The organism is Mycolicibacterium holsaticum DSM 44478 = JCM 12374 (genome assembly GCF_019645835.1).
GTDB classification, from domain to species: domain Bacteria; phylum Actinomycetota; class Actinomycetes; order Mycobacteriales; family Mycobacteriaceae; genus Mycobacterium; species Mycobacterium holsaticum.
Map to the genome: position 1 here is coordinate 93,170 of NZ_CP080998.1, position 12,801 is coordinate 105,970.

The 12,801-nt window shown below is 62.6% G+C and carries 12 protein-coding genes; 10 read left to right on the forward strand and 2 right to left on the reverse strand.

What is annotated here, in order from left to right:
- Positions 1-111: 111 nt before the first annotated feature.
- From K3U96_RS00460 to K3U96_RS00480, 5 genes are all read left to right on the forward strand, one after another.
- The gene (locus tag K3U96_RS00460) at positions 112-1,557 is read left to right on the forward strand and encodes a carotenoid oxygenase family protein (protein ID WP_230982316.1); all 1,446 of its coding nucleotides are present in this window, start codon (positions 112-114) and stop codon (positions 1,555-1,557) included.
- A gap of 53 nt (positions 1,558-1,610) precedes the next feature.
- Positions 1,611-2,591 carry a cyclase family protein gene (locus tag K3U96_RS00465; RefSeq protein ID WP_069403372.1) on the forward strand — a complete coding sequence of 327 codons (981 nt, stop codon included), beginning with the start codon at positions 1,611-1,613 and terminating at the stop codon, positions 2,589-2,591.
- Positions 2,592-2,732: 141 nt separating this feature from the next.
- On the forward strand, positions 2,733-4,619 hold the full coding sequence (locus K3U96_RS00470) for a flavin-containing monooxygenase (protein WP_230982317.1): 1,887 nt from the start codon (positions 2,733-2,735) through the stop codon (positions 4,617-4,619).
- Positions 4,616-5,791: an acyl-CoA dehydrogenase family protein gene (locus K3U96_RS00475; RefSeq protein ID WP_220691719.1), complete on the forward strand. Its 1,176-nt coding sequence runs from the start codon at positions 4,616-4,618 to the stop codon at positions 5,789-5,791. Before K3U96_RS00470 ends, K3U96_RS00475 begins: the two co-directional genes overlap by 4 nt.
- A gap of 59 nt (positions 5,792-5,850) precedes the next feature.
- Positions 5,851-6,945, forward strand: coding sequence for an acyl-CoA dehydrogenase family protein (locus tag K3U96_RS00480; protein WP_220691720.1), 1,095 nt, complete (start codon positions 5,851-5,853; stop codon positions 6,943-6,945).
- Here K3U96_RS00480 and K3U96_RS00485 read toward each other — a convergent pair.
- Complete coding sequence (locus K3U96_RS00485) at positions 6,900-7,574, reverse strand: TetR/AcrR family transcriptional regulator (protein WP_069403369.1); 675 nt, start codon at positions 7,572-7,574, stop codon at positions 6,900-6,902. The two genes, K3U96_RS00480 and K3U96_RS00485, sit on opposite strands and share 46 nt — an antisense overlap.
- Before the next feature lie 292 nt (positions 7,575-7,866).
- On the opposite strand from K3U96_RS00485, the gene K3U96_RS00490 reads away from it, so the two are divergent.
- The 4 genes from K3U96_RS00490 to K3U96_RS00505 are packed head-to-tail and all read left to right on the forward strand — an operon-like array spanning position 7,867 to position 10,252.
- Complete coding sequence (locus K3U96_RS00490; RefSeq protein ID WP_220691721.1) at positions 7,867-8,667, forward strand: hypothetical protein; 801 nt, start codon at positions 7,867-7,869, stop codon at positions 8,665-8,667.
- A complete protein-coding gene (locus K3U96_RS00495) occupies positions 8,664-9,287 on the forward strand; it encodes a cytochrome c oxidase subunit 3 (protein ID WP_220691722.1) in 624 nt (207 codons plus the stop codon). The genes K3U96_RS00490 and K3U96_RS00495 overlap by 4 nt, the downstream gene beginning before the upstream one ends.
- The gene (locus tag K3U96_RS00500; protein ID WP_230982318.1) at positions 9,248-9,565 is read left to right on the forward strand and encodes a cytochrome C oxidase subunit IV family protein; all 318 of its coding nucleotides are present in this window, start codon (positions 9,248-9,250) and stop codon (positions 9,563-9,565) included. The genes K3U96_RS00495 and K3U96_RS00500 overlap by 40 nt, the downstream gene beginning before the upstream one ends.
- A gap of 48 nt (positions 9,566-9,613) precedes the next feature.
- Positions 9,614-10,252: a TetR/AcrR family transcriptional regulator gene (locus K3U96_RS00505; protein WP_165614069.1), complete on the forward strand. Its 639-nt coding sequence runs from the start codon at positions 9,614-9,616 to the stop codon at positions 10,250-10,252.
- Here K3U96_RS00505 and K3U96_RS00510 read toward each other — a convergent pair.
- The gene (locus tag K3U96_RS00510; RefSeq protein ID WP_069403364.1) at positions 10,189-11,055 is read right to left on the reverse strand and encodes an enoyl-CoA hydratase-related protein; all 867 of its coding nucleotides are present in this window, start codon (positions 11,053-11,055) and stop codon (positions 10,189-10,191) included. The genes K3U96_RS00505 and K3U96_RS00510 overlap by 64 nt on opposite strands.
- A gap of 56 nt (positions 11,056-11,111) precedes the next feature.
- Between K3U96_RS00510 and K3U96_RS00515 the strand changes: the two genes are divergently transcribed.
- Positions 11,112-12,740, forward strand: a complete 1,629-nt coding sequence (locus tag K3U96_RS00515) for a class I adenylate-forming enzyme family protein (protein WP_220691723.1) — start codon at positions 11,112-11,114, stop codon at positions 12,738-12,740.
- Positions 12,741-12,801: the final 61 nt, after the last annotated feature.

Here is a 12,801-nt window from a genome sequence, read left to right on the forward strand (position 1 = left end):
CTAGTATAGTGTTTACTAACTATGGGGAGGTTTAAAGCAGCTATGGCACCCACGTCCAGCGCGAATCGCGTCGTCACAGTACCTCCGGATCTCCGCGGGCCGATGACACCGATGAGGTTTGAGGCCACGATCGAAGACTGCGCCGTCAGCTACGGTGAGATCCCGCGTGAACTCAACGGAGGGTTCTATCGCAACGGCCCAACTTGGAAGCGTCCGTCACGGCAAGGAATCAACACGCCGTACTCGATGGATGGGATGGTGCAGGGGCTTGTCTTTCGGGAAGGCCGGGCGGACTTCAGGAATCGATGGACGCGAACTCCCAAATTCCGTGCCGAGCAGGCCGCGGGCCAAGCGTTGTTCGAGTGGAGTGACGGACATTTCGGTGACTGGCGCGCATGGGCGCTGGGCGAGGTGGAACGCAACGAGTACACCCGTGGTATCCCGCAGGGAACCAATGCCGTCAACGTCGTGCCTTTCGGCAATCAGCTACTGGCCTTAGGGGAGAATACCGCTCCGGTTGCGCTCGACCCGATCACACTCGACACGATCGGGGTTGTCTCGTGGTCGCCGATGTTGTGTACGGGGATGGTGGAGCCGGCATGCTTCGGTGACGGAGCGTTCGCCGCACATCCGAAGTGGGATGACGCCACCGGAGATCTGTTCGGTTGGTCGTACCGTGACGAGCCGCCATATGTCACCGTCTACAAGGCCATGCCCGACGGTGGCGTCATCCGGCGCGATCTGTGGGGTGCGCCGTATAACACTGTCGCTCACGATATTTGGCTGACCGAACGGTTCATGGTGATCCCATTCCAGCCTTTCACCGTTGGTCAGAACCGTATTCAGAAGGGATTTTCCGCCTATGCCTGGGATCCGACCCTGCCGATCTCGCTGGCTCTGGTAGACCGCGAGGACTTCAATGGCGAAATCCAGTGGATCTCGGCGGACTTCCCAGCCGAGTACATCATGCACATGCTCTCGGCAAATCACATCGGCGAGGACGTCATTCAGCTCGACGGACCGATATTCGATCGCCCTCCGTTCCAATTCGAAGACAGGTTTTCTCCTGGTGACGGCTTCGTACCGTTCTGGAAACTGGCAACGAGCGCCGTCGGGCGCTGGACGGTCGATCTCGAGACCGGTGCGGTGTCTACCGAGTTACTGGGGGATCGGCCGGTCGAATTGCCGAAGGTGGACGAGCGGTATTACGGCAAGCCGTACGAGTGGGCGTTTCTGACGGCCGGAGACCCGACGGAGGATGGCGGGATGCGCATGAACACCGTGATCCGGCGGAATGTGCGCACCGGCACCGAAGAGGTGTACCGGGTAAGCGATGACAGACACGTCACCGTGTTTGAGGGAACGTTCGCGCCGCGGTCGCCATCGTCACCTGAGGGAGACGGGTTCTACATCGTGCCGGTGTCGCACTTCGACCAGCGCACATCGGAATTCCTGATCTTTGACACCGACGGCTTCGCCGACGGACCAGTGGCCAGGATCGCCATGCCGTTTCAGATCGGCTGGTCACCGCACGGGCACTGGATGCAGTTCAAGTGATCTGGTCAAACGGCGCTCAGCACACGCGTCCGCGGTGAGGATCCTGCGACGAAATGGTTGTGAATCACGCGCTGCTGCGCGACCCCGCAGGCAGCCTCGACCGAGCCTGGGTCATCGCCGAGGGCGCCCGCCTCTCCAACACCGGGCGCTGGGGCGACGAAGACGAGCTGGGAACGTGGAACCTGGTCACACCCGAGAAGGTTCACGCGGCGACAGCGACCGTGGCCCGGGGCAAGGTCTTCAGCCTCGCGCTACCGTTCGGATCCGATGGGCCCGACGGGCCACCCGGCCGTCCTGCGCCACAACACTTCCTGACGTTGACGGGCAGTGACCTGCTGGCTTCCGAGTCGTTGCACACACCGGGCTTCGCCGACGACTGGATCGTGATGAACCTGTCCTGTTCGACGCAATGGGACGGTTTCACACACGTGTTCAGCGAAGGTACGACGTACAACAACGTCGGATGCGAAATGGTCACCGCTCGCGCTGGCGCACGCCGCAACTCGGTTTCGGTCCTTCGGGAGCGGGTGGTGTCACGCGGTGTGCTGCTTGATATCCCGCGTATGTTCGACCGTGCATGGCTGGAGCCGGGCGAGGCGATCACCAGTGAACATCTCGACACGTGCTGTGCATCGTGCGGCGTCGAAGTCGCACCCGGTGACGTCGTTCTGATTCGTACCGGCGCGTTGGCGCAGGTGCGTGAACGCGGAGATTGGGGCGATTACGCCGGCAAGGGTCCACAACCGGGAATGAGTGTGAAAAGCGCCGCGTGGTTCGCCGAGCGCGATGTCGCTGCTGTCGCATCCGACACCTGGGGATTTGAGGTGTTGCCGTATGAAACGTCGGACACGGTCGCACCGTTGCATCAGATCCTGCTGTCGCGGTGCGGAATCACGATCGGTGAGATGTTCGACCTCGAGGACCTGGCCGTCGACTGTGCGCAGGACCGCAGGTTTGAATTCCTGTTTGTCGCTCAGCCGTTGCCAATCACCGGCGCGGTCAACGCACCTGTCAACCCACTGGCAATTAAGTGACGATCTGCAATCCCAACTGTGTAGCAACCGACGACTATTCGAGGAATGGCGATGACTTTGACACGAGACCGCGACAGCGGCCGGAGCTCACGAGATCTTCGTAGCGCATTGAAATGCGCGAATATTCCGATACTGCTCACCGTGTTACGCCAGCTGACCGGTAATGTTCGGTGGCTGGCCGAGCCGTATCGACCGACACGTGCGCACGGGCCAGGCGATCACGATGACGGCGGTCTGGGCGAAGCGCTGCAGCGCGAGGTTCGCGATGCGGCGTACCAGGCGGTCATGGATTATCGGGCGGGCAGGCTCTCACCCGAACCGCTGACTCCACAGCAGATCACAGAGATGCTCGCGATCGCGCTGGCCGAGGAGATCCCGCCCGACTATGGCCCACTGCTGGCCGAGGAGTTCGGGCTGTGGACGCGCCAGATACCGACCGCGGCCCAGCAAGAGGCCCCTGAAGACTTCCACGTGCTCATCATTGGCTGTGGGGTATCGGGTATCAGTGCGGCAGTGGCGCTCAAGGCGGCGGGGATTCCGTACACGATCCTGGAGAAAAACTCGGCTATCGGGGGAACGTGGCTTGAGAACGTCTATCCCGGATGCGGTGCCGACACGCCGAGCCACCTGTACTCGTATTCCTTTGCGCTCAAACCGAACTGGTCGCATTACTTCGCCAAACGTGAAGAGATTCTTGACTACCTGCAGGGAATCGTGGACGAGCACGCCATCGGCGACCGCGTCATCTTTGACACCGAGGTCGTCCGCGCCACATATATCGAAGACCGGCAGGCCTGGGAGGTAGTGGCACGCTCCGGTGCCGGATCTGCCGGATCTGAAGTGGTGTTCAACGCCAACGTCGTGATTTCTGCCGTCGGGGTGATGAACCGGCCGGCTTCACCCGATATCCCTGGACTTGACCAGTTCTGCGGGACGGTGTTGCACACCGCGCAATGGCCTGATGACCTGACGCTGCAGGACAAGCGCGTCGCCGTCATCGGTACTGGCGCCAGTGCGATGCAGTTGGTGCCGGCAATAGTGGACGCAGCGCAGCGCGTGACGATTTTCCAGCGTTCCAAGCAGTGGGCAGTCCCCCACCCGAACTACAAGCGCGACATCCCCGAGGACGTGCAAGTACTGATGGGGGAGGTGCCGTTCTATGCGCGATGGTATCGATTGCGTCAGGTATGGCTGTTCAGCGACCGTCTACATGCACAGTTGCAACGCGATCCGGAATGGCCGCATCAGCAGCGGTCGATCAACGCCATCAACGACCGGCACCGCGTGTTCTTGAGCCGATACATCGCCGGCCAGTTGGGCGAACGTGACGATCTCATCGACGCCTGCCTGCCCGACTACCCCCCCTACGGCAAGCGGCCATTGATCGACAACGGCTGGTTCCGCACGGTTGCGCGCGACGACGTCGAGCTCGTCACCGGTGGGGTGGCCCGGATCGGCCCGCGCTCGGTCGTCGCCGACAGCGGCGCCGAGTACGAGGCCGACGTCATCGTTCTGGCCACCGGATTTCGCACCCTGCAGTTCCTCTGGCCGATGCAGATCGTCGGACGAAACGGCGGGAACCTCGCGCAGTTCTGGGGGCCCGAGGACGCCCGCGCATATCTAGGCATGACCGTCACCGGGTTTCCCAACTTCTTCATCCTCAACGGGCCCAACACGACGGCAGGACACGGTGGTAGCGCGATCCTGAGTGTCGAGTTCCAGACCCGTTACGTGATGCAGGCGCTTCACACGATGTTGTCAGAAGGTATCGGCAGCCTCGAGGTTCGCCCAGAGGTGTTCCGGGCGTACGCCGACGAAGTCGACACCGCGCTTGAAAGGTCTATCTGGGTCCACCCGGGCATGTCGACCTACTACCGAAACGGCGCCGGCCGCGTCGTCGTCACCAGCCCGTGGAGCTATCTGGACTATTGGCGGCGGACGCGAGAGTTCGATGCGGCGGATTTCGAGTGCGAGCGCACCGATGCGATTTTGCGGGACGGTGTGCCGGCCGAACAGGTGAGCAAGTGACCGACCAAGCCGCCGAAGTCGACCGTCGCGTGGCGGAGTTGCTCACCCGCGTCGATCCCCGGACGACGGATGCCGAAGTGTTCCTGGGCGAACAATTCGACGCAGGCCTGGCGTATGTCGACTATCCGTTGGGTAAGGGAGGGTTAGGTTTTCCGGCAGGGCTGCAGCGCCGAGTTGATGACCAGCTCGATGCGGCGGGCGCCCACCGGGCCTTCCTGCGCAACCCCCTCGGAGTCGGCATGCTACCGCTGACCCTATTGCGTCATGGAAGCGACGAACAGCAGCAGCGCTACCTACGCCCGGCGTTCATTGGGGAAGAGATCTGGTGTCAGCTTTTTTCCGAGCCAGGTGCGGGCTCGGATCTGGCCGGGTTGTCGACCCGGGCAGTTCGGGACGGCGCCGAATGGGTGGTCAACGGGCAAAAAATCTGGACCAGCCTGGCGCACAAGGCAACTTGGGGGATGCTGCTTGCCCGTACCAACCCCGGGCTACCCAAACACGACGGCATTACCTACTTCGTCGTCAACATGCGGCAACCCGGTATCGATGTGCGCCCGCTCAAGCAACTCAACGGTCAATCGGATTTCAACGAAGTCTTCCTCGATGACGTGAGGGTCCCCGACACCGACCGCATCGACGCCGTCGGTAAGGGGTGGGCCGTCGCACGGACCACGTTGTCCAGCGAGCGCGCAGCGTTGTCGGGCGCGGGCACAGGGGCGGCGAACATCGGCGGGTCCGCAGTCGAGCGCCTGGTGGAGTTGGCCGTCACCAACGGTCGCTGGCACGACCCGGTGGCCCGGGCACAAATCGTGGACTTGGTCGTCGAAAGCACCCTGATCCGTCTGACCAATCAACGGAGCAGAGCCGCCCTGCGCGCGGGCCGCTCCGTCGGGGCGGAGGGGGCGGCCACCAAGGTCGGTGCCGGGTTACACAATCGCCGCCTGCAGGGAGCGTTTCTCGACATCGCAGGCCCGGCCGCGATGTCCTGGGATGACCAAGCCGGCCAGAGCAGGCGCATCGCATCGGGATACCTACGCGCACAGGCCAACACGATCGAAGGGGGCGCGAGCAACGTGCTGCGCGACGTTCTCGCCGAACGTGTGCTGGGCATGCCTCGTGACCCCGGTGAACTGCCACGAAGCACACCCTGGAAAGACATCCCGCGACGTTGACGTGCGATCAGCGCCGAGCCGGAGAAAGTAGGGAATCGATGGCACCAACTGCCCCGTTCGTGTGGTCGGTCGAACAGGAGCAATTGCGCACCACGCTGCGCGAGTTCCTTGACCGGGAGTCCTCCCCGCTGCGGGTCTTCGAGCACATCGAGACCGGCTTCGACCCCAAGATCTGGACGATGCTGTGCGAGCAGATCGGATTGACGGCGATCCTGATCCCCGAGCACTACGGTGGTATGGGCGGTACGCAGACCGACCTGGCCGTCGTACTCGAGGCGGCTGGTGCGGCATTGCTGTGCGCACCCTACTTCTCGACGGTTGTCCTGGGAACCAACGCACTGTTGCTTTCCGGTGACGACGCGGCGTGCGCGGACTACCTGCCCGCTATCGCAGCGGGCCGAACCGTGGTGACGTTGGGCTGCGACGCGGACGCGCGACGTGTCACGGCGACCGCTACACAGGTCGACGGAGCCTGGCGGATCAGCGGTGGACGGTTGGTTGCCCTCGACGTGATGGAAGCCGATCTACTTCTCGTATTTGCGACACATGACGGCACCACAAGCCTTTTCGCGTTCGACGCCACTGCTCCAGGTTTGCAGCGGCAGCAGTTGCTTACGTTTGACCTCACCCGTCGGGTGGGTAGCATCGAGTTGCGAGACGTACCCGCGCGACTGGTGGGCGAACCCGGCAGTGGTCGAGCACTGCTGGCGCGACTGATCGATCTAGCGGCCTGTGCGCAGGCAGCCGAACAGGTGGGCGGTGCAGCGCGATGTCTGGCCGATGCCGTGGACTACACCAAGCAGCGTTTCCAGTTCGGCAGGCCCATCGCCGGCTTCCAAGCTGTCAAGCACACCTGCGCCGACCTGTTCATCGATATTGAATTCGGCCGCTCCGCAGCAGAATACGCCGCGTGGGCGGCCCAGGAGTGCAGCGAGGAGCTACCCCAGGCGGCTGCAAGCGCCCGAATATGGTGTTCGCGCATGTTTATCCGGGTTGCCGAGGAGACGTTACAACTGTACGGCGGGCTGGGCGTCACCTGGGAACATCACGCACACCTCTATCTACGACGAGCTAAAGCGGCCGCGCAGCAGCTCTCCGGCTCGGGCTATCACCGCGCCGTCTTGGCCGACTTCCTCGCCCGCGGCGGCTCTTGAGAGTGAAAGGCCGGGATGCCCAGCAGGTACAACCGTGAAACACGTTCGCTGGTCTTATCTACGGAGACCTGAAAACCGGTGTGCAGGCTGTCAAGTGCCAGGCCATAGTTGATACCGACTATCGACTCGGCAACCAACTGCACATCCACCGTCGGCGCCGGCCAACCCTTTACGTAACGCAGAATATTCACCAGCGGCTCGACGACACGTGGCCGCATCTGCTTGGCGTAGAAGTCGCTACCGGCGCTGTCGGAGAAGAACGACGCCCCTATGTAGGGGACGCCGTCGAGCATGAACTGAAGCATGAGCACGTTGAGCTGCCGGATCAGTGCGGCCACCGTGACGGGCGGCCCGGTCTTGATGGCCTCAAGTTCCATCTCGAACTTTTCGACCAAATCAACGAGCGGACGGATCACCGCCCACTCGTAGAGTTCAGCCTTCGAGGCGAAATGACGAAACAGGTAAGGCTCGGTGATACCGGCCTTCGTGGCGATCTCACGTAGACGACCACCTTCGAACCCGGACTCGGCGAACACCTCCAGCGCCGCGTCGAGAATCTTCTCGCGGCGCTGTTCGGCGGAGAGGCGTTTACGTGACGGAGGGCGACCGCCTGCCTTGGTATCAGTCATTTACCAACCGCATGGGCTCAGCTTAACCCGCCGCATCGCGCCCGAACAGCATGACGTCCCGGTGGATGACAACGCAGCCCCGACATTCCTCTGAGCGTTGACATAGTAAGTATAGTGCCTTACTGTATTAAACGCCCATGCAGACTGTGTCACCCTGAGGTATCCATTGTGATGAATGGCTGATACGTGATGCGTAGTCTGGTGTGACTCAGGAGGTTTGCGCTCCGGCGCGCGTGCGCGAGAGGGTGAGATGGATCTTCAATTGAACAGGGCCTGCGTTTGGTGTGGACCGGTGTTTGTCGTCCTGTTTCTCATCGGGTTCTGGGTGGTCGGGGGCTTCGTTCCGCCGCCGTCACCAGCCTGGGAGGCCGACCGGATGGCGGAGTTCTTTATCGACAACGCGATGCCGATCCGGGTCGGGATGCTCATCTGCGCGTCTGCTGCCATCCTGATCGTGCCCTGGGCCGCGGCGGTGAGCGTGCAATTGAAACGCATCGAGGGCAGATTCGCGGTCTTGGGCCCGTGCCAGCTCATCGGGGCGGGTATGTCGACGTTGGTCTTCGAGTACATTCTGTTCTTCTGGGTTGCCGCCACGTTCCGTGCCGAGCGCTCCGCACCAATCATTCAAGCTGTCGTCGATCTGGGCTGGATTCCCTTCGTTGGCTTGGCCGGTACGGCGATCCTGCAAGCTGTCGCAATTGGCGTGGCGATACTTGCCGACAAACGCGCGGTTCCGATATTGCCGCGGTGGGCCGGTTACGCAAATCTGTGGTGTGCGTTGATGTTCACGCCCGGCACCGTGAACGTCTTCTTCAAGGACGGACCCCTTGCCTGGAATGGACTCATCTCCTGGTACATGGTCCTGGTCGCATTCTGCATCTGGTTCCTGATCAACACTCATGTGGTGATCAAAGCTCTCAGCTTGCAGGAAACGCGGACGGTGTCGCCGCAACCGACGGGGCCATCTGATGAGCTGGACCGGCTCAAGGCCGATATCGCTGTCGTGCAGACCGAACTCGAACGTTTGGTCCACAGGCAGGACGGACAGCACACGGTGCTGTCCAGCGCCCAACAGAGGAGGTCTGCGCGATGACCGACGTCATCGATTCGCACCGGCCGCGTCAACGTGAGCCGGATGCACCGTCGGGCCCGTCGTCACCCCACATACCTGGCGAGCCAGGGATCTGGGTCGTGCTCTTCGGGGATCTGACCATGTTCACGGCCATTTTCGTGGTGTATTTGCACGAGAGAGGCAAAGCCCCGTCGCTGTTCGCCGACTCGCAGGCCGCACTCAACAGCACCTTCGGCGCCATCAACACCCTTGTTCTGCTTACCAGTTCACTGTTGGTGGTACTGGCTACGCGCGCCATGCAACGTGAAAACCTACGGCGATGGGCTCCCCGACTGACGATCGGCGCGTTCGCCGTCGGTGCGTTGTTCGTGCTCATCAAGGTCATCGAGTATCGCGAGAAGGTCATCGCCGGGATCACCCCGACGACCAACGAGTTCTTCATGTATTACTTCGTGTTGACCGGCCTGCACCTCGCCCATGTTCTGCTGGGACTCGCCGTGCTGACGGTGTTGTGGCTGTTGGCCCGCAGACCCGCTCATACGAAGACACAGATCGCGTACTTCGAAGGCGGCGCGTGCTTTTGGCACATGGTGGACCTTCTGTGGATCGTGATCTTCCCGTTGCTGTTCCTGGTGAGGTGAGCGTGAGTTCAATAGTGCGGTCGAATGCGACCCTGATCTGGCTGTTGCTGAGCGCGTTGACGGTGGTTTCGTGGCTGTTGGGCAGCGATTTCGGCTTCAGCGGTCTCGGTCATGTGACTGTCAGCCTGATTGTCATCGTTGTCGCACTGTTCAAGGTGCGGATGATCGGCATGTACTTCATGGAACTGCGCGATGCACCACTGGAACTGCGTGGCCTGTTCGAGGGCTACTGCCTGACCCTGTTTGTTCTGATGGTTGGGATGTTTCTGTTCGGATGATCACCGCCGCCGGCGGAACGCAGACAGACAAGAGATATCATGCGCTGTGTGAGCGAACCGAAGGTTCGTCGGCGGCTATCGGCGCAAGAACGTCGACACCAGATTGTCGAGTCAGCACGCGCGGTATTCCTGCGCCAAGGGTACGCGGGCACCAGAACACGGGAGATCGCCGAGCAGGCCGGAATCACCGAAGCCTTCCTCTACCGGTTCTTTGACTCGAAGGAAGATCTGTACAAGGCGTCGGTAGTCGAGCCGATGGGTGAGTTGGTCGCCGAACTGCAGGCGACCGCAAACGGCCTCGGCGCCAGCGATTTCAGCGGTCGCGAGGTGTTGCGACAGGTCAACCAGATGTTGGCCCGGTTCATGGATGAATCAGCGCCGTTCCTTGCCACGCTGTGGTTACGCGAACTCGGCCGCGGCCGGGTGTTCTATCAGGAGGAACTGCTTCCTCTGCTTGGCAAGCCGCTCAACTCGGTGATCTCGAAGATCACCGGTTGGAGCGCACCCGCAGACGAGCATTCGTTGATCTTCGCGGCGATGATCGGGACCCACGTTGCGATCGCCGTGGACGTGATGATGCGCGACGAACCTCGCGATGCCCGGCGCACCGCCGACCAGTTGACTCAGCTCTTCGCCGACGGCGTACCGGACTCGGTCGCCGAATCGGTGGTGCAATTCTCGCGATAGTCACCGAAGACCCGGTCGCGGTTGGACAGGTTCTCACGCACACCGTTCTTCCGGAATCCGTGCATGTACTCCCTTGACGAGCGTTGGTGAAATCCCAGCGCGTTCAGCTCAGCGCCCGCCCGCAACCCCTCGCGGATACCGGCCGCCTCCATGGCCCGATGACACACCCGCTTGTTCAGAGCCAGTAGATCGCGGGGCACCTGGGCCACCTGCTCCGAGATCTCCAGGACCGACTTCTCCAATTCTGCCGGCGCGAATGAGCGGGTGGCGAAGCCGAAAGCGGCTGCTTCGGTACCGCTGATCGCGTTACCGGTGAGCAAGGCCTCCATTCCGCGGCGCATCCCCAGCATCCACGGCTGCCAGGCCATGTCCGGAGTCGACATGGACCGCACGGGCGGGTACCCGATCTTCGCGTCGTCGGCCACGTAGACAAGGTCACATGCGGTTGCCAGTTCCGAACCCCCGGCCAGGCACCAACCGTGCACCTGTGCGACAAGCGGCGTCGCCATATCCCACATCTCCAGCCAGTTGTTGACGACGTGGCGGGCCCACCATCCGTCGGTGGTGGCAGCGGAACGCTCCACAGGAGTGAGCCGCTCGCCCAGGTCGTATCCGGCCGAAAAGCACGTGCCGGCACCCCGGATGACGACCACCGATACCGCGTCGTCGACATCGGCGGCGCGCAGGGCACCGAAGAGTGCACCGCGCAGGGCATCGTTGAGCGCATTGCGCTTCTCGGGCCTGTTCAGGGTGAGTCGCCGTACTCGAGGCGCCGGGTCGTCAATGAGGAGAACAGAATTCACGGGGCTGGCCCTCCGAAACTGTAGTTAGTAAGTGATTCCTATGTAATACTAGGCCGGTGCAATACGCGACCACAAGCGCCTGGAGTGAGAAGGTCGTCGTCGAAGGCGTTCTCGGTTCACCGTGCCGGGTATTCGCTGAGCGACCAAAGCATCTCGGCGAGCTCCTGCTCTGGGGTGCGCAGCACGGTGAGCGGATATGCCTGATCCAGGGCGAGCGGCGGATATCGTTTGCCCAGCTACCCGCCGCGATCGAAACGGTCGCCAGTGCGCTGCGCCGAGAAGGCGTGCAGCACGGTGACCGAATAATCTTGGCCGGCGCGAACAGCATCGAATGGGTCGTGACGTTCTGGGCGTGCCTGCGTTACGGGTGGATCCTGGTGCCTGCCAATGCCTGGTGGAGCGGCGAAGAACTGGCCTACGCGGCCGGGTTGGTCGATGCGCGGCTGGCGGTTGCCGACAGTCGACGCCGCGAGCGCCTGCCCACTGACTTGCCCTGTGTTGAGCTTGAAACCCTTCTGACACAGTCAATCCCCGCGGGCACAGACTTTGGTGGCCCGGTGCCGATACCCGGTACGGCCGACGAGGACGACCCGGCGATGGTGCTGTTCACCTCGGGGACGACCAGCTTTCCGCGCGGGGCTGTAATCACCCACCGGAACCTCCTGGCGAACCTGCACAACCTATTGGCGATCGCGGGACGTCTACCGGGCTCGCCGGGGGCGACCCGCAACCCGGCCGTGACCTTGATGGCGATGCCGCTGTTCCACATCGGCGGCCTCCAGCAGGTATTCACCGCATTGCTCTCGGGTGGCGCCTTGGTTTTCACCGAGGGCAGGTTCTCCCCGGCAAGCGTGCTCGACGTGATCGGCGAAGAGGGCGTGACGGGATGGGCTGCGGTACCGACGATGTTATCGCGCGTGCTCGATGTCCTGGAAGACGATCCCGGCCGCTACGACACGTCGACGCTGCGAACGCTGGTGATCGGCGGGGCGCAGGTCAGCGAGTCCTTGCGTGCGCGGGCGCGGGCCGCGTTTCCCCACACTGCGGCAAAAGGATTGGGCACCTCATACGGGCTCACTGAGATGTCGGGTGTCGCGGCCACCGCCGCCGGCCACGTGGTCGCCGAGCGACCGGGCACGGTCGGGCGGCCGCTGCCGACCGTTGACGTGCGCATCGAACCGGTCGAAGGGCGATCCGACGACGGCATCGGCGAGGTCCTCGTGCGATCCCCCGGGGTGATGCTCGGCTACTGGGGATGCGACGACGACCCGATTCTCACCCCGGATAGATGGTTACGCACCGGGGATCTCGGCCGGCTCGACAGCGACGGATACCTCTACATCGTGGGCCGGGCCAAGGACGTCGTCATCCGTGGTGGGGAGAACATCTCCACGGTACGGGTCGAGGAACGGTTGGCCGAACATCCGGCAGTGCGTGAAGTGGCCGTCGTGGGGCTGCCTCACGAGGACTTGGGGGAGGAGCTCGCGGCGGCCGTCGTGCTGTATCCGGGTATCGACCTCGACGAGCGCGAACTGTCGGATTTCGCCGGTCAAACACTCGCTTATTTCGCGGTACCCACTGCGTGGCGGTTGTTCGATGACCTGCCCAAGAACGCCAGCGGCAAGGTGCTCAAGAGCCAGATCGCCCGCGAGTGGCGCACGGAGTACTCACAGCGGCTCCGCTGAACCCCTTGGCGGCCAGCACAAATTGGACCAAAAAAGCCCTTGTTACGAGCTTAGTATAGTG